The organism is Marinibactrum halimedae (genome assembly GCF_021234875.1).
In the GTDB taxonomy this organism is placed as follows: Bacteria; Pseudomonadota; Gammaproteobacteria; order Pseudomonadales; family Cellvibrionaceae; genus Marinibactrum; species Marinibactrum halimedae.
Genome location: NZ_JAJQVM010000005.1, coordinates 61,434 through 84,347, shown reverse-complemented (window position 1 = coordinate 84,347; position 22,914 = coordinate 61,434). Strand labels below are relative to the sequence as shown.

Here is a 22,914-nt window from a genome sequence, read left to right as displayed (position 1 = left end):
TTACCCCTCCATGCCTGTATCGACGGCGGGAGTATCACCACCAGTACCGGAAGGTAGCGATTCTCCACCTGGACCAAGAGGAAGCGTCGAAGGGTCCAAATCTTTGGTGGGAACCTGACTTACCGCAAAGGAAATATCGCGATAATCATTGGTCGCACAGGTACTCATGATTTTTTTCAACAGAGCATATGGGGTTGTTTCATCCGCCATAATAGTGACGGCGCGGCCTTTTTCTTGCTCTAATTCCGTCAAGGGGCCTGCCCTCTGTGCTACGTATTTTAATTCTTCGGCCAAAGCGGAAATATCACTATCGGGGCTCATCAATAATTCAGGGACTTTTACGAGGCTGCGCCCACTAACGATAATATCCTCAGCGCTCGCCATAATAACCAATGTTGACTCTGGCTTTTGCTCTGCAACGGACTCCGGCAATGTAATGGCCTCATTGTTTTGCAATACTTCAACGTCCGAAGAATTAACCAGCAAAAAGAAAACCAAAATTGTGAAGATATCCATTAAGGAAACAAGGTTTAACTTATTCGCCCCACCCAATCGACGATGATGTTTCGCCATCCGTTTTGCTCTGAGAGATTGTTTCATTGGGCACCTCCCTCAGCAGCCACTGGCGCATCACCTAATGAGATTGCCGGGAAAAGTTCTGCATCCACCACATCGGCTACCACTACGGCTTTAAAGGAACGGACGGTATCCATAGCACTGATGATGGTTTGATAATCCGTATTGGGCTGCGATAGCAATAAAATATCGCGCTTTTCAATGCCCTTCTCCTTGAGTTGCCGTTTCAACTCTTGCAGTGTCAGCGATAACAATTCGAAATTATGCACAAGCTCTGTTGTCGTACCACTATCTGCCCCGTCCACTGGTGCAATGTTATTCTCATCCTCAATAGGCGCCGCTATTTTTTCAATTCGCTTAACGCGGATGCCCGCAGGGTAATTCACATCCAGATAGTCATCGCGAAGAACAACCTCAAGCAACTTCGGCTCATCAGGATTTGAACTGTCTGACAATGCCGAATCGGGTAGCGTTAACTCCAACACTGTCACATGAGAAAACACCATACTCATAAGGAGTACAGGAACCAGAATAATCATCAAGTTCATGAACGAGGTGATATCCAGTTCGGCCTCAAAATTGCGTTTGTGCCTATGTCGAAACATCGTAGAAATCCTGGCAGAAAAGATAAATCGTGGTCACGTTAATGACTCGCTGAAAGTGTTATCGATCTACATTGCGAGTTTTACTCACAGAGCCGCCAGAAATTACGTTTAAACATTTCACTCCCGCCATTTCCAAGCTATCCACAATTTCAGTGGTTTTTGTCTGCAAAACGGCATGGGCTAATAGAAGTGGAATTGCGGAAATAAGACCAAATGCAGTCGTATTCATAGCAACCGAAATACTTTGAGATAAGAGTGAGGCTTTTTCGGTTGGATCTGCGTTCGCCACTGCAGTGAAGGCGGCAATCAAACCAATAATGGTACCTAACAAGCCAAGTAAGGTAGCAATGTTTGCCAGTGTTGCGAGATAGTTCGTGCGCTTTTCTAAACGAGGCATGGCTTCTAATACACCTTCCTCCATGGCCAATTCAATATCATCACGACGTGGGGACTCAGCCATACGCACCACACCAGCTGCAATAATTCGGCTGACTGGAGCACCGCCATTCTGCCCCATCTTTACAATGGAGGCGTAATCTTTTTTCTTTAGTAACGGCATGATTTGGTTATAAGCGCGCTTGTTGGATTGTTTAGCGTAGGTCAAAAACATCCAACGCTCTACAGCAATCGCAAGCCCAATAACCAAGACTACTGCGATGGGGTACATGAAGGAGCCACCGCTTTGAAAGAAAGTCACAACTGTGTTGAAGAAATCCATAATGCCATCACCTGCATAAAAGCCATTAAGATAAAACCTGTCGGCCAGTGTTTTAAACACTGTATTTGTAACCAATTTGTAAACACAAATAATGCTGTTTCAAAAATAGGTTTAAAAATAAGAAGCCGCCAATATTTTTTAAAATGGTGCCACAGTTTAAGTGTGATCTAAACTGTATTGTGTAAATAAGCGCTAAACCTCACACTCTACTGCAGCCCGCTGACAAGAAATGACACTTTTCAACTTGGAATACACTGAAAACTGCGCATTTTTGTCACATATTCACTCTTGTTATTTTTTATCGCACGCAAACAACAAGTTATTATTTAGCGCTTACCATAATTTTTTGCGCTATGTTTTGTGCCAGCCTAAACAAAAAGGTATTGCAAAAATAAATTGATCAACTGAGTTGCGATTATTCAGTTTGATTCTCATTTTGTTGCATTAAGATAATTTCTCGCTTTAATTCCGCCCTTTCTAAATGATCAAAAACACCGGACAAGAGCTGCGACTGAAGATCTTGTTCAAGGTTTTCTTGATTTGCCGCTGACTTCCAGGGAACAATATAAAGCACTTTTGGCTGCTCTTGGTTACCCGTTACCGTTTCATCAATGTTGACTACATTTCCCTGAGCCAACGCTTTAACACCCGATAAACATAACCAGCCTGAAAGACTCATCACGAAAAAAGTTCTAAACAAAAGTATTCGTCTTCTCATAAGCCAATGACCCTAGATTCACCAATCTGCCTATTTTCGTAATACCGGATTATCCACAACATACCAATCATTCTCGGGTTATGACGCGCCCGCATCGGAACCACTCATCGACTGAACACGGCGTTCGAGGTCGGCCACCCAACCTTTTACCGCTCTATCCTCCTCCTGTGTGAGTGATTGATAGGCACGATAATGTTTGAGCGCATCCGCTAAGCGACCCATATATAAATCATAGAGAATGCCAAGGTTTTTATGAGCTTGTGCATAATCGGGCCACACATCGAGCGCCTTTAGGTAGAAGGTTTCTGCCTCAGTAAATTCACCCAATTTCCGCTTAAGGACCCCCAACTGATTGTAAGCAAACACATTCTGTTGATTCACATTAATGGCTTCAAGATAAGCACTTTCAGCGGCAGCTGGCCTATCTGTTGCCTGCAGAACAATACCAAGATTGAGATGCGGCCCAGACAACTCTGGCGCTTGGGTGGAGATTTGACGCCACAAAGACTCTGCGACTGCCCAATCCTCAGACTGCTGAGCAACAATGGCTTCATCAAACGCTCTTTGTATGTCTGTCGCAATAGGTTTCGGGTTGGCTAAATAAGGGTTGGGGCTAACTTGACGAACAGGCGCAAGACCTTCGTCGGTGCCATCGGAATCACCAAGCACATCAGCTTCTTTAGAGTCGCCTTCTTCAACCTCTTTGGTATCACTCGGCTCTCCTCCGACGTTGGGTAATTGAGCGCACCCAACCAAACCAATCAGGAGCAATGCCACCAAGCACGTGGCAAAAGGACTAATAAACTTCATTAGAAAACTCCAGACTGGATTCAGGTTTGTTGTAACGCCCTGGTAATAACCTTGCAAGAGAGTCAAAGCTTTCTTTCACCCACTCATCGTAAACCCCTTGCCAACTTCTCTCGGAGTTTTTGGCAAGAATTTCAATCGCTTGATCCTCAAATGGATAGGCCTGTTCTTCCAGTAAGATTTCATACTGCTCCAGCTCAAGATCACTAAGGCCTTTAGGTCGCTCCGAATCCATTAAGTCTCGACTGAGTTGAGCGTACACCTCTCCAATTCGATGCGTGGCTTTAGTGGACACGTCTTGAATGTCGTAGTCCAACGCTTTTTCATATGCCTTTAAGGTTTTTTCTAACGCCGATTTCTTTTTCTTCAAGCTGGTTTTGAGCGGTAACCTAAGCGGGATTGATTCAAATACTTGATATTGCTGCTCTGCTAAATCACCCGCTGACGTAGCGGCCAAGTACAAACTTCGATCACTCGCTTGCGCTCCAGCGGCATCGTGGGTGGCAATGATTTTTCGTAACCAGAAATTGCGCTTATCCACTTGCTGGGTTTGCGCATACAACTCAGTCATTTTTTGTTGTGCTTCAATATTTTCGTCAAACGGCTCTGGATAGCCATGGGCATAAGAACGATAGCTATCAATCGCGTTTTCCATATCCCCGGCTTTTTCGTAAAATTCAGCCATCAGCAATTGCGATTGACGCTTTGCTTCGGGGTCACTGTCATTGGCAATGACACGCTTCAACTCTTTCGCTGCTGCACTCCAGCTCTGCTGGGCTTGATAAACCACAACCAACTTGGCACCAATAGAAGACGTCAACTCATGATTAGGGTGTTGCTGGCGAAACGATAGAAGCTCCTGCTCTGCTCTTCCCCAGTCTTCCATCTCCATGAGGTAATTAGCGGCATCAAAATGCGCAGTGGTCGCGATATCGGAGTTAGGCAACATCGATCGAACCCGCAATAACTGATCCACTGCACCTTGGCGGTCGCCTGTAGCCAATAGCATCTCCGCTTGCTGATACACGCTGGCCGCCAAGCGCTGACGAATGGCTTCTCGCTGTGGGTCGTTTTTCGGTAATAACGCCAACACTTGTGAATAGGCAAATTCCGCTTGGCCATATTGGTCCGTGTCAAACTGCGCCTGTGCCGCCACCAACCAAGCGGTTTTCAATACCTCTTTTTCTGGCGCAGGCTGCCACAATGTGACTTCCAACGCGGCGTCGATCGCCCGTTGTGGCTGATTGGCGTTCAACAATAACTGTGCAGAATCCGCCAGTACCACCACCGCTCTCTGATCACCTTTATAAAACTCAGCAAATCGCAACCCACTGTCGATTAACTGAGTATTCCAATAGGTTTGTTGCTCAGGAGCGTTACTGCTATCACGTAACTCTCTTGCCAGTACCACCGCAGAATAGGCCGCTTCAGAGCCATAACGTTCATCTTTATGCTTGTAAGCGACATTACGGTACTCCGCATAAGCCGCCTCTACTTGACCTGCAGAGTAGAGGGATTCGGCCAATAAGTACGTCATTTCTCCCGTATTTTTATCGGCAGGGAAAGTTTCGACAAACTCTCGATACCAACGAGCCGCTAAAGCAAACTCATTGATGACAGCAGGGCCGTCAATAATATCGCTATCCAGTTTTAGAGGAACGCCAGCAGGCTGCTTGGCCAGTTGAACTTCCCATCTTTGAGCACGAGTGTGCCGATACTTAGCCAAGTCGATGATAAAAGGGTGGAGCGTTTTCTTGAGTACTTCACGAGCCTCATCGTCTTTTAATGCCCAATATTCACTATTCACGCCATACCGGCGAACAAAGTTTGCCCGTTCGGCAATTTGCAAATCTGGAAAACCGCCCTTTTCATACACATCGATTTTTGCAGCACTAAATTGAGGGGCTTTATCGCTTAGTGGATAACGTTGAATAAACATTTCATAGGCATCTGCGCTGTCGTTAAAACGCTGCTTCTCTAGATACAACCCCGCTAGATTGCTATAGAGCATATGCTCATAGTCACGCGCACCCAGTCGATCATAGGTCGATGCGATGGTGAGCGGGCCATCAAGATAACTGAAACAAAGGCTGATGACTCTTAAAGTATCTTCCGTTAAATTTCGGGGTGTCCCGGTGAGGTCTTCTAACTCTGAGCCATCGGTGAGATAAATATCCAATAATCCAGTAAAGGAATCGATGGCATCTTCATAAATACCGCGCTTAAATAAACTCCACCCCAACATATAAAGCGCGTTCTCATAGAATGCTGACTCGGGGCCAGCCATGACGACACTGGCATAACCGGCACTGGCACTGCGATAATCTTGTCGTGCAAAGTCCCGCTCAGCACGACGGAAATCGGACTCAGCCAAAAATGGCGATGTTGGGTATTCTCGGGCCAATTGCTCTAGTGTGGCATCCGATTCTTCTGTACGACCATCCAACGCATACGCTTTTGACAATTGATACATCAGCTCATCGATACTGGTATCGACCCCTTCGGGTTGTTGCTGCTGTAAATCAATCAACTCTTGATACATCGAGATCGTCGTATCAAAGAACTGCCCAGGCTGGTTTGCATCCACCAGGTTTTGCTCGCTACGAGCCATGTCCAAACCCGCAAGCCGAATTAAAATTTTCCGTCGAGTTTCAGGGTTTTCAGCGGTAGACAGTGCTTTGCGATAGTGTTGCTCAATATCGTCCAAAGAAATTTCTGGTACTGGGTGATTCGTATCGGGTAAAACGGCGGGTTGCAGATCGCTAAGCGTCGGCCCAGAATCAAGAGTGTCAACAGAACTGCAACCAATCAAAAGCGATATTGTTGCCACTAAAGCGATGGGGGAGCGTAAACGCTTCACAGTTCATCCTCCCCAATATCATCATCTCCAACGAGGTCATCTGTTATTTCCGTAGCATCAGGCTCTGCTACAGAATTGGATTGTGGTGAACTCGTTGAGTTTTGGGAAGATTCAATCGCCGGGGATTCGCCACCAATTCGAGCACTCCCGCCAAGCGGTCGAGTACCGTTCCCGGATTGGACTGGCTTGATTGTCGCTTCATTACTGATCGGGTCTGGCTCCATTTGCGTGGTCGTGTCATACAACCTCGCAATAGCCAAACGCGTTTCGCCTTGGTAATAATTCACGCGTTTTCGTTGAAATTCCAATTGAGCAAACATTTTTTCCTTAAGGTTTTGCTCGGCGCTGGCAATACCGGCATCCAATGTTTGAACCTGTGCCTGGAGTTTGGCAAGGTGGGCCGCAATTTTCGCCCGCTGAGGTACCACATCTGGCGCATTACGTATCACCGCCTGCAAATGCTCGTAATTTCCAGAAAGCGCGTTGAGATCTTGTATCAGTTGAGCTTGACGCTGCTCAAGATCCCAGAGCAACGTATGGTATTTTTCGCTACTTTCCCAAAAAAGAATTCCTGCAAGCAATTTTTGCTTGGCAACATTTTCTGTATTCACTTTGCTACCGAGCTTCTCAATAGCTGCTGTCGTCTGCTTTACTCTGTCCACTAACTCTTGGCGATCATTAAGCGCCAAAGCCAGGTAATCTTTCTCTGACTTTATTCGCTCAATCTCGGCACTGACTGCATCACGCTCGGCTTCTAACTGTGAAATCTTTTCCACAAACGCCTGGTCTTGAATCTTTTGCACCTGCGTTTTTCTGGCAACGGATTTGGCAGCGATCAAATGGTCATAATGGTCTAATTTGTCTTGCCAAAGAGCGAGCTGTTGACGAAGAGCATACAAATCTCTGAGTTCTTGTAAGTCGTTATTAAATTGATTCTGGGAGACGAGAACTTGAAGATAGTTAATAATCGGAGCACGAAGCACTTCTTCTTCGTTTAGCCAAGAACTGTTTTTGTCGATATCAATCTTCAATAGCGGCAGAAGGTTAGCATTGCCTAGAACTTGCACCGCACTGGTAATTCGATCCAGCTCTTTCTCAAACGCAGTCTCTGCATTGAGGTACTGTTGAAGTGCATCCCCTGGTGCCCCCATTTTTTCATACGCATAGGGCAGTGCAATCATCGCTTCCTGTACTTCCGACAGCTGATGATCACGCCTTAACAATTCCTGCCAGGGCGTAATGGCCTCACTGTAGTTTTCTTGTGAAAAGGCAGCCCACCCATAACCCAATAACGCCTTTGTCGAGAAGGTAGTGTCCAATCTTACTTGTCGGAACTCATTCAGCGCTTCTTGCCAATTTTCACTGGCAAGAAAACTATAACCAGCGGCAGTATGCGCTTTATCTCTTAAAGCCAATTGCTCATCCGGTACTTGTGCGTCTTCAAGCAATGGCTCTTGGTAAATTGCCTGATAGTAAGGAACCGCGACGGTGTGTTGGTTTTCTCTACTTAACGATGAAGCAATATTAAACTGTGCGTAATTTTCCCAAATACCCAAGTTTTCAGATTCTTCCAATGCAGAAATCGCGTTTTGAACACTCCCGGCACGCAGGTCAATGTTAATTCGCATAACCTGTTGCTCAGCCGCCATTTCCGATGACAATGACTCAACCATTAAGCGATCAAGCGATGCTTTAGCTTTTGCCCACTCTCCTCGTAGATAAGCCAGCTTTGCCAAATAAAACCACGCTGTATTGCGCACCGCTTCTGACCTGTCTTCGGTTAATAAGCGGGTAAAGGTTGCCTCAGCCTGATCATACATTCCAAACGCAAGACTGATACCCCCTTCAATTAACTCAGGGTTATCGCCATGACCGTGTATTCCACCTTCTTCTTCCGCCACCATCAATTCACTCAATGACGAAAAGTAATCATCCTGAAAATAATGATACAACGCCACCCCGTAGCGTAGATCCGCCACAGAAGTCAAAGGTTGCTCTTTTGCTAAAGAAGAAGACGCAATACTTGCCGCGAAGAGGGCCACACTCGTCCAGCGTAAAACCATTACAACTGCCATTCCTTGATGTCAAAAAGAGGTTGGAGTTTTGCTCCCGAGTCTATTATTCGCAACTCGTACACCTTCCCGGTGGTTTCTTTGTTAATCGTTACAGAAGCCGCACGCTTGTATTCACGCCCCTCTGGCCCTATCCCCACAAAGAATGCGCTAAGGGTGTGATCCCCCGTTTTTAAATTACCAAGATACAATTGCTGCACGCCACCACGATATAACGCATCAGTTTGATGAGGGGTATACAATTCACTGGCCACTAATTTGTCGTCTAAGTGGACTTTGACTGAATTCAATTCAAAGTATTCCCCTACATCCATCGATAAATAGAGCGCCAATTGTGAACTTGCCGGATACAAAAGTTCTTCTTCTAGAATTAAAAGATCTCGGTTAAGTTTTAACACTTCTTTTTTGAGATCTTCAATAGTCTGACCAGCTTGTGTTTCCCCCGCATCCACTTCCTCAACGCCTTGAGATAATGTGCCACTTGAGAACAACAATGAGAGCGACAATATAGATGACCAAGCCGCGATAAAAGACCAAACGTGATTTTTCCTACCTGACATGAAAATGAAGTCTCCCAAATACAAAGAGGCTTAAATGAAATCATTTAAGAAAGTAAACCTTATTACTAATGCTGAACGTTACTGCTTGTTGTTCAGACTTAGGGCTGAGTATGAAAACGGCTCGGCCAAATAACAAATCCTACTGAGTGATTGATGGGTTTTAATGACAAACTCACCCAAGCTCAAAAAAATACAAAATCCGACGACAATACCCTAGTGTAACCATGGCTTAGATTTGGACAAGTTCACACTGTTTTTGTAAAACTGTGTCACATTGTATACAGCTGAATCAAAGTGTACTGATGAGGCAACCAATGAAATGCGTCAAAGAGCACAAAACCTCACAATATTGTAGAAGTTGATGACGCCATCGATACATAAACGATACTTTTATTATAAGGGTCCGATTTTTATAATAAAAACAAGAAATTATTTATTCTGGATTGACCAAGCCTGACGAATATTTTACTTGGCCATCTCGTCTGATAAATATGGCTTCATAGCCTGGAATTTTCTCAATGAGCTCAAGACCCTTTTCAAACCCAAGTACAAATAGGGCGGTTGACAAAGGATCTGTATTGAAACCCTCCGGGCCAATAACGCTTACGCTCATCATTTCATTGGTCGATTTTCCCGTGCCAGGGTCAATAATGTGATGCACACGTTCACGAGTATCGTCATCAATAAAAAAGCGCTCGTAGTCTCCTGAAGTCGAAATGGCTTCGTTTATCATTGGGATTTTCATGACTTGTTGTTCTTCCCAATTATTAGAGCTGGCGCCAACAAGTCGCGGGTTTTTTATGCCCACCATCCAAGGCCGCCCAACATAATCTCCTAAAAGGCGGGTATCTCCTCCAGCACTGACACTGGCATGTTTTATACCTGATTTCGCCAATAAGGTTATCGCGCTATCAACGGCGTACCCTTTGGCCAACCCACCCAAGTCAATTTTGATACGCTCATCGGAAAAATAAACACTTTGATGACGATCATTTAACGTAATCCCCACACTCCCAATCGCAGGCTTTAACGCCTTAATCTCATCGTCTGTAGGAGCTTCCGCTTTTCGATAATTATACAAATGACCTACTGACGCATAAGTAATATCGAATGCACCTGCACTCCGTTCATATACCCATAGGGCCTTTTTAATCAATGCATAAAATTCATCGGATACTTTTTGTGGTGCTTGAGAGGCGAGGCGATTAACCCGAGATAATTCACTATTAGGCTTATATGGGCTATAAGTGTTATCAATTCGTTGCATCTCCTCCCTAACGTGCTTCAAAAGTAAGCGCGCCTCTTCGGCTTGATCATGATGAATACGAGCAGACACTTCCGTACCCATTATGGGCCACTCATCAACATACCAACGAAAATTAATGGGCTTGGCAACTTTCGAGCCAGACGTTTGATGAAGCGTTTTTTGAGTTGAAAGGGAGGTATAAGATAGGACGTGTTGTTCAAATGGTATAGGAAGCTTTGGCGTCTGCTGAGAGTGATTCGCTGAAACTGGTAATACCACCACCAACCAGAAGATTACCGTCAAAATTAAGCTACTGGTGAGCGAGTTGCGACGCCACCTAAGCAACAACTCGCAGGTGGCAAGGGCACTCAGGAAAAAGTCATTGTTGCCACTCAATGAGATAACCGTTTTCACTCGGCTCCCCTACGACTTGAGCAAACATGGGTACAACCCGTTTCAGCTCAGGGTGAGCACTTTCCCGAGCACCAACCTCGCCTTTAACCAGTAAACCCACCATATCATTTGGCCGCAATATGGGATTGTAATTGGCATCCAGTTTCGCGAGCAATGGGCCACCTAAATCTGTCACTTTTGCATTAATACCACCTTGGGAGTCATCAACCAATGTGGCTCCAAAGCTGCCAGCATCAATCCAGCGCTGACCATCATGATAGCGGGCTCCTCGCCAAGATAAGTTCCCATCCAATGTTTTCACCTGGCGGCCTTCCAATTTCCCCTTACTGATCATTAGTGAAAAATCACCATCCAAGTTCATAGGAAACCAAAGCTCCGCTAACGCCGCTGGTAAGCTCAATTCAAAATCCGTTAACTCAAGGGAATTTTTACCCGCACAGATTTGCCCACTGGTGCTTTGATTTTGAAAACCAAGGCTAACATGAGCACAAGGATTAAAGGTCAACAAACTGAAGGGGCTGAGTTTCCACTCTAATTGCCCAAGGCTGTACACATCGCCCTGCACCACGAGCTGAGCACTACCCGCTTTACCATTCCAGAGGCTGCCGTTGACTTCTGATAAAGAAAGGCCAGGCACTGCACGTGTAAAACCAAAAGCCCCCCACTGGGCAGGAATCCGATTAATCACCAGCACCAAAAATAAAACAACAATGGCAAACCACAACCATCGGTTTCTTAAAATACTAGCTTCCATTGAGAAGTATTTCTCCAACTGTTTGCATCTACATTCTTTCCTTTAAAAACGAAAGGCCTTTTAGCGAGCAAGCCGTATACTGACAGACACTTTACCGCTGGCTCGTGTTGGTGTCACAGTGAGTTCACGAGCCGTGAGCTTTTGCTGCTGCTCCATATCGTAAAGCCATTGCACAAATTTAGTGTACTCAGCATCATCAATGCGTAAACGTACCTCGCCATCTTTAACAGGCTGAAAGCTACTCATCTTTAAGCCTCGAGTTTGCAAGCTACGATCAATTAATTCACTTAACGGCGCATTACTACCCGAACTTTGACTAGAGCCACTGGCTTGATACTGCTTTAACTCAAGCGCCATCTCTCTCACTCTGGCTAAGTTATCAGCACTGGCTCGAGTACTGATGGCTTGTTGATCAACCGCTTTTGACATTGGTTGTAATATCATCCACCAAATAACGGCCAAAATCAGCGCCACTGAGCACACTAATAATGCGGTTTGATCACGGCGAGAAAGGGCTTGCCACTGCTGGTTTATCGACTCCATCATTACCCTATCCTCGAATTCTCAACCTAGCCTGAACTCCAGTTGAATTATTACTGGTGTTAATTAATTCAGCACTCATACTTTGCACTTCAATATCGCTTCTGAGCTTTTCAATATTTTGGAAAGAAGGCGACTCTACGTTTAATCGCATATCACCATCGTTAAAATACAAATTTTTAATCAACAGACCTTCTGAAGAGGAAAGAACAGGAGTGATTTTAGAGAGCATATGAATGGCACTGGGCCCGCCACTGTCATCGGTTGAACGATATTTTTCCAGCTGCGTTGTTAATTGCCTAACCGGATCCACCATCGCCCCTTTCGGCATAACGCTACGGTACGCTTCTTCAGCCGCCGCTAAGTGCCTCTCGTGTTGATACTTTAACTGCAGCAATTCAACCCAATTCACACCAAAGTAGGTAACAGCAGCAACACCTGCAGCAATAACAGCGGGCTTCCATTGTAACCACCAGCGCTGTACGGGCAATGCTCGCGCCAGGGTTTGTTGACGTAAATTCAGAGGGGCTAGCTTGTCTAAGGACTGGCTCAGCCACCGATCCCATTGCTGACTGGTGGCAATATCTTGTAAAGCGTCAGGCAATGCATCTTGCAAGGTTTGCAAATCTTCAAACGTCTGAGCAAATAGCTTGATTTGATTGGGCTTTGAAAATTCCTCATCGTCCAACAACGCATTCAACGTTGAAGACAACAACCCAATATGAATACGAAAGCACAAATCATAGGCATAACGAACTTCAACGACGGAGTCTCCGCCTAGCCAACGTAATGTCCATTGGTGCTCTTCCCAAGGTATGAGCAATGGCTCAGGTAAACATACAACGACTTCAATCTGCGCATCATTGAATTGATCAATAATATTGGTTATCCAGCGCTTCGGTACATAAGCAAAATTGAGCTTGCTCTCATCCATTTTTCCAATGGCAAAATGGAAATCTTCAACGTCACCAAGAATCTGATCTTCAAGCTCATAAGGCAGTAGTTTACCAATATGTTTTTTTTCAGCCGGATTAAAATCCGTTCGAGACATGACCAACTGATCCGTCGATAGCGCCAGCCATATTTCCGCATTACTTTGTAGCTGTGCCTGCTTAAGCTCTTGGATATCACCGGTGACTTCCGGCCCCATCCAATTGCCATCTTGCGCTAAACGCCACAACAACTGTTGCCCGTCGTGTATTACTACCAGTCTGTTCATATCAATCAAATGCCATACGGCTTAAAGTTCAAATTCGCTACGTCTCACTATTTTAGCCTGACCATTTTCTCGGTACAGGAGAGAGTTCATAGTCCGTCGTTGTCGTCCTACTTGTATTCGACTTCGTAGTAAAAAATATTCACTATTAAACACAATGCCTTCTTGGCTAAATTGCCCCCTCCCAGAAGACGATAAGTTCATTGCCATCGACGATTCCATGAACTCCGTCATATCCAGGAAACCTGTGGCCCCACGCTCCACCACTAAGCTTTCTGCGTCTACAGCAGATAATGGCTGTAAGTCTGTATCCACATTTAACACACGGAGTAAATGCTCGTCTGCCGTATTGACATTCAACCCTTTAGATTGACCGGGCAAGGCAACCAAAAAAGGCCTAATCAACTCATATAATTCGGGTGTCATGTGCCGAACAAGAAGTAACTCGGTTACACTTGCCATTGGGCCATTTGGAGGCGTCACAATTGGATCCTGACGCTGATAATACAAACTCTCAGCCCCCCCAAAACCAAAATCTTGGTCATCTTGGTCAATCCAATCCACAATAGCTTCTGTGATTTCAACTGCTTGAGAAGGATCTACCGGATACTGCTCTTCAAAGCTTTGAAGCAATCTTAAAAATCGTCGTTGCGCTTCCGTAAAACGGCGTGGATCAGTTGCGCCATAGGAAATATTGTTGGCATTCTGAACCTTCTCCGCCAATCGATTAATATCTAACTTCGATTGCGCGTCAGTTAAATTGCCCTCTAGCCATCCCTCATCCAGCTCAAATGGTGTTGGCTGAGCCCAAATTTCATCATTGTGGTCTACCATTTCCTGGTTTTCATCGTCGTCCTTGTAATCTTCATTTAAAGCATAAATCGCCATTTGTTCTGCGCCATAGACATATTGAAGCGCTTGATTTCCGTGCCAACGACTTTCTGACAACCAAAGGCTGCGATCATGGCTGGCAGCAATTCCGATAGACAAGGCCACAACTAGACTGACAATCACCAGTGCCGTAATTAGCGCAAACCCGCCCTGTGCACTGGAGGCCGATGATTGATGTCCTGCGAATAAACGTTGTTGATTATTCTTCAACACGCCCACCACCTTCTCCTCGCCCACTACCGGTGCGCGCACCTCCACCCGTTCGGTTTCCTACTCCAGAGCGGCCACCACCGGCATTAGGGTTTCCACCAGCTGTATTATTGTTGTTAGCGACAACAACGCCTGAGCTGATTGAAAACATGCGAACAATTTTGTCGTAACCTGTCACCTCCATTGTCACTTCAACGGCAATAGGCATTTTTTCATCTTGGTCATTCTGGGCATTTCCGTCTGGCCATTGATCGACCCAAGGACCTTCTGCATTTCTAGCCGTTTCAGGTAGAAAGCGAAGTTGAAAGTCAGTCACATTCCCTAAGAGTTTCATCGACAACGCATTATCAATATCCGCTTCTTGGCTTTCCGGCCATGCGTCACGATAAAGCACCTCGTCTTCCCAACGATACCCCACACGCAATAACGCACTTCGGGGTAAATTCATAGGGTTCGGGCGCCCGGAGCGCGTAAATTTCAACTTGTAAGCATTATCAATTTCAGTTCCGAACCCAGTGACAGATCTAACGCCATGTAACGAACTAGCTCGGCTAATAGCATGACGTAAGTCTCGGTCTATCATCTGCCATGCGCGATCCAAATCGTCAATTTCTGCCAGGGCATCGGCAGTGGCCTCACTGCTGGTAATTGATACGGAGAGCGTTTGGTAAGCAAGCACCGTCACCATTACTCCAATGGCGAGTGCAACCATTACTTCGACGAGGGTAAAACCTGACGAATAACTGCTTTTACACGCTATCATATCGGATGCTTTTTTCACCTAACCACACCAGCTCTCGTTAATTCCTATTTGAGCCTCGATTACCACTGGTATTGGTATCTTCATACAAATATCCAGACAATGTCGTGATAGGCTCATCTTTCACTGTGGAAGCGTCTGTACCCACCGAGATTTTCAAGTTCCGAATCGCCTCTACCGCCGTGACCTTTCCTTCAGCGTGCCAATACCAAGTTGTGCCGGCTAATTCAGCCTCGCCGGTATCTCGACCGTTAAGAACCCTACCGCTGAGTTGGTAATTCAAACGGTGTTCTTCAAGCAAATTGATTGCGACCCACTCCGCCAGAGTTCTTTCTCGAATGGATACGGCGTTATCAGCTTGAGTCATCATAACGGTAAGCAATGCCGGTAACGCCACCGCCACAATCGCCATCGCAACAATGACTTCAACCAACGTAAAACCCGATTGCTTCTTCAAGAATTCACACTCCGTGATAACGAAATACGGCAGATATCAATAGTCTCAGCAAAAAACGAAACGTTTATTAGCGGCGATATCGCTCAACTAAATCGCTCTCGTCTCCGCCCCATCGATCCAAATCTGAGCGCTCAACCCAAATAATGCGTCCTAACTCATCCATTACCATATGAAGTTGGCGATCCTCAAACTCTTCCACTTCGCGAGCCAACTCTTCTTCCAAGCGGACAATCCACACAGCAGGGGTGGCTTCTCCTCCACCATAAAACACAGCAGCGGGTAAGGGTTTGTCATATTCCAGCCAACGCCACAAATCCACAGGCTGTTCATCGATTTCTAACTCGACGAGCATTCCTCTTGGGGGGATCAATGGTTCTAGCTCTAGGGGCATCCATTCGCCGTCTCGCCAGCGATGCCACAACAATTGCCATACTCCTTGACCATCGTTGCGACCGCCCGGCTCATTTCCTACCAGCTCCGGCACCATTCCGATATGCTCGCCAGTGAGCAGAGCTTCATCGCGTGCCCAACTTAATTGTGAGTAAAAATCCTCACCATAATCTTTCAATCTGGAAGCTGGATCTGGTTGCATTAAGCCTACCGTAGCAACACCAACCCCCAAACCAATCACCAGCATGACGACCATAATTTCAATTAACGAGAAGCCCCATTGAGAGGAATGATTCACCTTCATTAACTTCATTTGATTGTTAAACCTGGCCGTCAATTTTATTAAAAACTACTCAGCGACTACTTATTGTGGCTTTTCCCAGTTGTTGTAATCAGCATTTTGGCCTTCACCACCTGGAACACCGTCTGCACCATAGGTATAAATATCGTATTCGTGACCTTCACCTGGGCTTAGGTAAAGGTACTCTCGGCCCCAGGGATCTTTGGGTAAATCAGGCAAGTAGCCACCTTTGCGATACTTAGCAGGAACAGGATCAAGTGCTGGCTTTGTCACTAGCGCTTCTAAACCTTGCTCTGTACTCGGGTACACAAAGTTATCCAAGCGGTACATTTTTAAAGAGGTTTCAATACTTTTGAAGTTAGCAAATACCGTTTGTTTCTGGGCCTCATCAACATTCTGAAGAACATTAGGTGCCACAATACCCACCAATAGCCCAATAATGACCAATACCACCATAATCTCGATTAACGAGAAGCCTTTCTGTTGTGTTTTTACGTTAACTTCATTTGTAGATTGCATTGATTTCATAGTTACTCGTCCGTTTAGGAAATACATTGCCAAGAGGGTTAAACCATCTTATTCATATCAAAAATAGGCATCAGAATTGCGAGCATGATGAAGGCAATAGCGCCTCCCATGAAGACAACAATCAGAGGCTCAAAAATGCCCAATGTAGTTGCCAAAGTCATTTCCAATTCACGCTCTTGGTTTTGCGCACAGTGTTTTAATTGATGATCTAACGTACCGTTTGCTTCGCCACTGGCAGCCATTTGAACCAGTAGAGGCGGGAACCAGCCAACTTGGCGTAACGCTTTATTTAGACTGCCACCTTCCTGAACCGTTCGTGTCACATCAGAACATGCACTTTGCAGTTCCGAATTCCCCAACACCTGCGTTGAAATACGTAACGCCTGCAATAACGGCACGCCACTGTGTATCAACAAACTTAATGTCCCGGCAAAACGCGAACTGTCAGCCAATAAAATGACATCTTTAATGAGGGGAACACGCAAACAGAACCGATGCCAAGCTCTCAACCTGGAAGGCTTTCGGAGTAAATATTGAAAACCAGAAACAGCAGCGGCTAGCCCCATCAAAATGAAGAGCCCGTAACTCGTTAAAATGTCACTGAAAGCAATAAGGAAGACCGTGATACCAGGTAACTCACGTTCGTTCTGCTGGAACATTCCCACCAGATCCGGTACTACAAACACCATCAGCACTGTCACAACCGCAATACTGACGCAAAGAAGAACAATGGGGTATATCATCGCCATTTTTAGCTTGCCACGGGCCTGCTCGCTCCGCTCAATGTACTCTGCGAGCTGCTCTAAAATCTCGCCCAAATAACCGGATGATTCACCTGCCCGAATCATGGAACGGTACATATTGTCAAAGCTTTTTGGATGTTCAGAAAAAGCCTGTGCAAGAGAGTGGCCTTCCAATACTCGGCTACGAATACTGAATAAAACCGATTGTGTCGCCGGTTTATTGGCTTGTTTAGCCGCCGTATTTAAAGACTCGTCAAGAGGCAAACCCGAGCTAATCAGAGAGGCCAACTGGCGAGTCAGCAAGGAACGCTCTTTAGAAGTGACTTTCGGTGCAAATAAACTCAGCCCACCTAAGCCGAATAAACCACCTTCGGTACTAGAAGACTGGGTGGCTTTTTGTTTACCACCATCACGCGCGCTGGATACGGTAAGGGGCTTCAGTTGCTTGCCTCGTAACTGTGAACGAACCTGGCGCTCACTGTCACCCTCAATAATCCCTTTTACGGTTTTTCCAGAGCTGTTAATCGCTGTATAACTGTAAGCACCCACGATTACACCGCCGTCGTTACGCGCATAACTTCTTCAATACTCGTTTCGCCGGCTAAAACACGGCGACACCCATTAGTAGTAATCGAATCAGAATACTTCCGTGCGCATTCGGTCATCTCTTGCTCACCCACATCCTCATGAATCATTTGACGCATCTCAGGGGTGATATCAATCCATTCATAAATCGCACTTCGTCCACGATAGCCCTGATGATGACAAGCTTCACAGCCAACAGGCCGGTAAATCGTCTCATCTGGACCAATGCCCATATGAAGCTGTTCGGCTGGTGTTGGCTTATCAGGGCGTTTACAACTGCATAATGTCCGAACCAATCGTTGGGACATGACTGCGGTCAAACTAGAGGAAAGGAGGAAAGGCTCTATGCCCATGTCTTGCAAACGCGTGACCGCGCCAATAGCAGTATTGGTATGTAAGGTGGACATAACCAAGTGACCCGTCAAACTCGCCTGTACTGCAATGGCAGCCGTTTCCTGATCTCGAATCTCACCAATCATGACGACATCCGGGTCTTGGCGGAGAATGGCTCTCAGTCCACGAGCAAACGTCATATCAATTTTTGCGTTCACCTGTGTTTGGCCAATACCAGGCAAAGCATATTCCACCGGGTCTTCGATGGTTAAGATGTTACGGCTGCGTTCGTTGATATGGCTAAGGCCCGCGTAAAGTGTGGTGGTTTTACCTGAACCCGTTGGCCCAGTCACCAAAATAATACCGTGGGGCTTATGCAATGCCTCTGAAAACCCATTGCGAACTTGAGGTGGCATCGCAATTTGATCCAATGTGAGCTGTCCAGCGGTGGTATCCAAAAGACGCAACACCACCCGCTCGCCATGGGCAGAGGGAATCGTAGAGAGGCGGATATCTAGGCCATGACCCGCTAACTTTACGCTAATACGACCATCCTGTGGCAAACGCTTTTCGGCAATATCCAGTTTCGCCATCACCTTCAATCGGGAAACTAATAATGGTGCAAGTACAGCTTTCGGAGACAGCATTTCATTCAAGACACCGTCCACACGAAAACGCACCGCTACGCGATCCTCATAGGGCTCGATATGGATATCGGATGCTTTTTCACGTACCGCCTGAGAGAGGATGGCATTGATCAACTTGATGACCGGCGCATCGTCATTACCAGACAACAACTCTTGATCGTCTGACAGCTCGTCAGCCAATGACCCTAAATCAATATCCGAGCCTACTTCATCAGCCATTTGATCTGCAGCTTGTTGGGCAGAACCGCTAGCACCGTGGTACTTATCTTTTAGGCGTTTTTGGAAAACCGAATCTTCAATTTTTTCTACATCGAAGTCAGTATTTAAAAATCGACGTATTTCCAATAACAATGGCAACGGCAGTGGGCTTCGGTGCGATAGGACACCATCCTCGAAGATGACACCATGTTGACTCGCGTAGTAGAAAGGCAAGTCGCTGTCCGTTAACGGTTGCGACTCAAACTCCTCTACTTCCGTCTCTACAATCTCTTGTTCAGCATTTTCCGACATAAACCCACCTCAATTACCTTGTTGCCTATGGAGGCTATTGGCTGTCGGACTGATCTGCATCGTCCGATTCCAGATTTGTAGACTGATCTTCTGCACTCTGTTTTGCTGGAGTTGGCTCATAAATAAGTGGAGCTTCTCCTCGTTTAATGCGCATTTCGTTCAACGTTTTGTTGTATCCCGAAAGATCTTGGTGTGGAGAAACAGGCCACTCGGGAATCACAGGCAACGAATCATCATCAATCAGCAAACCCGCTTTCTCGCGACGCTGTAGCTGCTGCTCACGGATATAACGATACTTCTCTGCCGTAGTTCCCGTTAGTGTCTCATCGTTTCGAATAACCGTAGCTCGGATGAACACTAACAAGTTCGTCTTAGTGACCGAGTCTCGGTTTGAGCGGAATAATTGACCTAATACAGGAATGCTGCCCAGGACTGGAATTTTGGATTCAAACGTTTGAACGTTGTCACGCATCAAGCCACCCAATACGACCACCTGGCCATCTGCTGCCAATACCTGTGTCGTAATTGAACGCTCATTGGTGATGACATCAGAGGCGCTCGTTTCACCAGTCAAGCTGGATACTTCCTGCTCAATATCCAGAAGAATCTTATCGCCCTCATTTATGTGTGGGGTAACCGTTAAGGAAATACCCACATTTTGACGCTCGATGGTCTGGAAAGGATTGGTTGAGTTACCATCGGCACTGGTGAAGCTGCCCGTCACGAAAGGAACTTCTTGCCCGACCGCAATCACCGCTTCGTGGTTATCTGTGGTCAATAAGCTTGGTGTAGACAAAATGTTGGAGTTAGTCTTTCTCTGCAACATATTCAATAGAGCGATGAAACCTTCTTCACCATCGAATTCTCCCACCCCTAACGTTGCACCAGCGATACCTGCCACAACACCAGCAAGGTCTTCAATTGCATCATCATCATCACTGAAAGCAGCTCGCGCAGCGCCGCCCAGAGCACCATCCCCTGTAGAAAGGCCACCGAAGCCACCATCTTGGTCTGCAAATAACCATTGTACGCCTAGATCAGTACCATCAACGTCTTCAATTTCTGCGATGATGGCTTCAACTAATACCTGAGCACGACGAATATCCAAGCGCTCTACTACTTGCAATAACGAATCTAAAATATCCCCTTCCGCAGTAATCAATAACGCATTGGTATCTTCATCTGCCTCAACGGAAGCGCCCGTACCCTGCTTGGCTTTATCGGCTTTTTTCTGCATGTTCTGGAGCAACTTATTCAGAACTTGAGACACTTCAGTTGCATCAGCATATTCTAAATAGATGACGCGCACATTGCCGGTTTGAGCCTGTGGCCGGTCAATTCGTGAAACCAAACCCCGAACTCGATTGCGCTGTATCTCGTCACCACTGACCAAAATAGAATTCGTCCGAGCGTCCGCAACAAGCTTCATACTGCCTGTATTTTTGTCACCTTTGAGCAATTGCTCGATCATTTTTACCGCTTCTTCAACGGGGGCATAATCCAATTGCACCACTTCAGTTTGAGCAACTGCAGCGGCATCTATTTTATCAATAACCTTTTTAATCCGGGCGATGTTTGAAGAGGTATCTGAAATAACAATGGAGTTACTCGGGTCATAGGCAGCCATGTGTGCGTGCTGAGCCACCAATGGGCGTAAAACCGGCAGAACCTTAGCCGCTGAAATATTCCGCAACACAATCACTTCGGTTACGTATTCATCGCTCTGGTCAGCTTTAGGTGTATTAGAGACCACAGGAATAGGGGATGACCGGACGTCTTTATTCGGCACCACCCGAACTACACCATTACTTTCAAATGCCGTAAAGCCATGTAGGTCAAGCACAGAAAGGAAAAGATCGTAAAGTTCATCGGTTGTTAGTGGTTGTTTGGAAACTACCGTGACCTTGCCCTTAACACGAGGGTCAATGGCAACTGTTTTTCCCGTTACATCCGATACCAACTTAATCAGCTCCCCGATATCAGAATCGTTGAAACTGACTGTGAAAGTTTCCTGGGCTTTTGCACCTAAGGCACAAAATAGGAAGACTGCTAATATTACCGCACGCACACTAATCCTCACTGATCTCAATTGGTATCGAGTTCCACACTCAAAGACATCGATTGTCCACCGCGCAACAGGGTTACATCGGCACTTGTGGCCTCTCGCATCTCACGATAAACCTGGGTGACACTGCCTGAGCTATTCAAAGCAATGCCATTAATTTCTGTAACGATATCGTTGGTTTGCAAACCCAACTCTTGGAATGCATCTCGGTCTCGGCCTGGGCGAATTTTGTAACCCATGATTTGACCATTTTCACGATGAACACTGAATTTAATGACTTCCGCCAAGGACTTGGGTAGACGGGAAATTTTCCGACTTTCCTGAGGGCCTGGGCCAGACGAGCGACGACTGGCTGTATTGGGCTGGCTAACACCAGGGCGTATTGACCTAGGGCGCGAACTGCTAGCACTGCGGCCAGAACTGCCTCGACCTGAACTCACACTGCTCCCCCCCAGAGAACCGTCTGGGTCAAACAACCATAATGACTCGGCTCTACCGGCGTTGCTTAGAATGACGCGGTCGGTCAAGACTTTACTCAATGTGACGTTAGAACCACCGGGTAACTTGTCACCAACTTTGTATAGCTCTTCTTCACGTCCATCCTCGATCATGGCTCGTGATTGCTCTGGTGTCGCACTCATGACAACACCTTTTAGCTTTAAATTTAACTTCGTATCGACTGCATCATCTTCAATACCAACACTCACCGGCTCCGGAGCTGCTGCCGTATCGTTTGAAGCCACTTCACCAAAAATTTTCGCCGAAGCCAGTAATTGAATATTGATATCGTTAGAAGAAGTAGTGCTTTGGGTTTGACCAGAAACCACCAAGTTTTTAGGGGTTCGAAGATCAGGATCGGGAAGAGAGGGAAGAGGAAACATCAACCAAAATAATTTGGCAAAGCTAACGCAAGCCGATATCAATAGGAGTACGATAAGGCCATCCCGAATTGCCCCAACAGTGCCAGGCCTTTCGACCCCCTGCTTCAAAACTGTTGCAAACTCTCCAAAATCCAACTGTCGAATCATGCTCTCGCTTCTTAAATAAGACTAAATTTCCAATACGCTAATGGTCATGTCTAGCGAGGCCAGAGACCACATCATTGCAAAAAGATTCACTGTGTAATGCGACAATCCATGAATCACTCCAATCGAAGAGGCCCATGTTGCCCTGACTATGACAAGTTTCCCAGTAGGTTTTACACTAATGTTGCTATTTTTTATTCCATTTCTTTGTTTTCAGACCAACTTCATCCAAAAACCATGAACTAAGACCATCAATAAAAGCAGGTCATGTTCAGGTTGAGCCGATTATTATGTACGCCAAGCCGTTACAAGTTAAAGCTTTACCTGCTGAAGTATAGGTAAACCCTTGATTTAACTCTGTCGATGGCTAATAAATAAAATCC

Annotated in this window: 21 protein-coding genes; all 21 read right to left on the bottom strand. The window is 46.0% G+C overall.

From position 1 onward, the window contains the following. Positions 1–600: an ExbD/TolR family protein gene (locus tag LU351_RS04540; RefSeq protein WP_232592866.1), complete on the bottom strand. Its 600-nt coding sequence runs from the start codon at positions 598–600 to the stop codon at positions 1–3. Continuing rightward, positions 597–1,181, bottom strand: a complete 585-nt coding sequence (locus LU351_RS04535) for a biopolymer transporter ExbD (RefSeq protein WP_232592865.1) — start codon at positions 1,179–1,181, stop codon at positions 597–599. The genes LU351_RS04540 and LU351_RS04535 overlap by 4 nt, the downstream gene beginning before the upstream one ends. 58 nt (positions 1,182–1,239) lie before the next feature. After that, positions 1,240–1,899, bottom strand: coding sequence for a MotA/TolQ/ExbB proton channel family protein (locus tag LU351_RS04530; RefSeq protein ID WP_232592941.1), 660 nt, complete (start codon positions 1,897–1,899; stop codon positions 1,240–1,242). A gap of 415 nt (positions 1,900–2,314) precedes the next feature. Then, positions 2,315–2,578, bottom strand: coding sequence for a hypothetical protein (locus LU351_RS04525; protein ID WP_416053929.1), 264 nt, complete (start codon positions 2,576–2,578; stop codon positions 2,315–2,317). Positions 2,579–2,695: 117 nt separating this feature from the next. Further along, a complete protein-coding gene (locus tag LU351_RS04520) occupies positions 2,696–3,427 on the bottom strand; it encodes a tetratricopeptide repeat protein (protein ID WP_232592863.1) in 732 nt (243 codons plus the stop codon). Then, positions 3,414–6,284, bottom strand: coding sequence for a tetratricopeptide repeat protein (locus LU351_RS04515; protein ID WP_232592862.1), 2,871 nt, complete (start codon positions 6,282–6,284; stop codon positions 3,414–3,416). The genes LU351_RS04520 and LU351_RS04515 overlap by 14 nt, the downstream gene beginning before the upstream one ends. Next, positions 6,281–8,359 carry a tetratricopeptide repeat protein gene (locus tag LU351_RS04510; RefSeq protein WP_232592861.1) on the bottom strand — a complete coding sequence of 693 codons (2,079 nt, stop codon included), beginning with the start codon at positions 8,357–8,359 and terminating at the stop codon, positions 6,281–6,283. Before LU351_RS04510 ends, LU351_RS04515 begins: the two co-directional genes overlap by 4 nt. Further along, positions 8,347–8,916 carry an AraC family transcriptional regulator gene (locus LU351_RS04505; RefSeq protein WP_232592860.1) on the bottom strand — a complete coding sequence of 190 codons (570 nt, stop codon included), beginning with the start codon at positions 8,914–8,916 and terminating at the stop codon, positions 8,347–8,349. Before LU351_RS04505 ends, LU351_RS04510 begins: the two co-directional genes overlap by 13 nt. 433 nt (positions 8,917–9,349) lie before the next feature. Beyond that, positions 9,350–10,576 carry an FAD:protein FMN transferase gene (locus tag LU351_RS04500; RefSeq protein ID WP_232592859.1) on the bottom strand — a complete coding sequence of 409 codons (1,227 nt, stop codon included), beginning with the start codon at positions 10,574–10,576 and terminating at the stop codon, positions 9,350–9,352. Next, complete coding sequence (locus tag LU351_RS04495) at positions 10,542–11,330, bottom strand: type II secretion system protein N (protein ID WP_232592858.1); 789 nt, start codon at positions 11,328–11,330, stop codon at positions 10,542–10,544. The genes LU351_RS04500 and LU351_RS04495 overlap by 35 nt, the downstream gene beginning before the upstream one ends. 60 nt (positions 11,331–11,390) lie before the next feature. After that, positions 11,391–11,876 (bottom strand): type II secretion system protein GspM, encoded by a 486-nt coding sequence (gene gspM, locus LU351_RS04490; RefSeq protein WP_232592857.1) that lies wholly within the window; start codon positions 11,874–11,876, stop codon positions 11,391–11,393. A 4-nt stretch (positions 11,877–11,880) separates the two neighbouring features. Beyond that, entirely contained in the window at positions 11,881–13,089 is a 1,209-nt protein-coding gene (gene gspL, locus LU351_RS04485) for a type II secretion system protein GspL (RefSeq protein ID WP_232592856.1), read from the bottom strand. Positions 13,090–13,110: 21 nt separating this feature from the next. Next, complete coding sequence (gene gspK / locus LU351_RS04480) at positions 13,111–14,235, bottom strand: type II secretion system minor pseudopilin GspK (protein ID WP_232592855.1); 1,125 nt, start codon at positions 14,233–14,235, stop codon at positions 13,111–13,113. After that, on the bottom strand, positions 14,177–14,968 hold the full coding sequence (gene gspJ, locus LU351_RS04475; protein WP_232592854.1) for a type II secretion system minor pseudopilin GspJ: 792 nt from the start codon (positions 14,966–14,968) through the stop codon (positions 14,177–14,179). Before gspJ ends, gspK begins: the two co-directional genes overlap by 59 nt. 19 nt (positions 14,969–14,987) lie before the next feature. Beyond that, positions 14,988–15,404, bottom strand: coding sequence for a type II secretion system minor pseudopilin GspI (gene gspI / locus LU351_RS04470; RefSeq protein WP_232592853.1), 417 nt, complete (start codon positions 15,402–15,404; stop codon positions 14,988–14,990). A 67-nt stretch (positions 15,405–15,471) separates the two neighbouring features. Beyond that, positions 15,472–16,107 (bottom strand): pilus assembly FimT family protein, encoded by a 636-nt coding sequence (locus LU351_RS04465; RefSeq protein ID WP_232592852.1) that lies wholly within the window; start codon positions 16,105–16,107, stop codon positions 15,472–15,474. A 51-nt stretch (positions 16,108–16,158) separates the two neighbouring features. Further along, positions 16,159–16,623, bottom strand: a complete 465-nt coding sequence (gspG, locus tag LU351_RS04460; RefSeq protein ID WP_269783270.1) for a type II secretion system major pseudopilin GspG — start codon at positions 16,621–16,623, stop codon at positions 16,159–16,161. A 38-nt stretch (positions 16,624–16,661) separates the two neighbouring features. Next, the gene (gene gspF / locus LU351_RS04455) at positions 16,662–17,915 is read right to left on the bottom strand and encodes a type II secretion system inner membrane protein GspF (protein ID WP_232592851.1); all 1,254 of its coding nucleotides are present in this window, start codon (positions 17,913–17,915) and stop codon (positions 16,662–16,664) included. Positions 17,916–17,917: 2 nt separating this feature from the next. Further along, positions 17,918–19,441 (bottom strand): type II secretion system ATPase GspE, encoded by a 1,524-nt coding sequence (gene gspE / locus LU351_RS04450; protein ID WP_232592850.1) that lies wholly within the window; start codon positions 19,439–19,441, stop codon positions 17,918–17,920. 34 nt (positions 19,442–19,475) lie between these two features. Next, the gene (gene gspD / locus LU351_RS04445) at positions 19,476–21,509 is read right to left on the bottom strand and encodes a type II secretion system secretin GspD (protein WP_232592849.1); all 2,034 of its coding nucleotides are present in this window, start codon (positions 21,507–21,509) and stop codon (positions 19,476–19,478) included. A 17-nt stretch (positions 21,510–21,526) separates the two neighbouring features. Then, positions 21,527–22,534: a type II secretion system protein GspC gene (gene gspC, locus LU351_RS04440; protein WP_232592848.1), complete on the bottom strand. Its 1,008-nt coding sequence runs from the start codon at positions 22,532–22,534 to the stop codon at positions 21,527–21,529. Positions 22,535–22,914 lie beyond the last annotated feature (380 nt).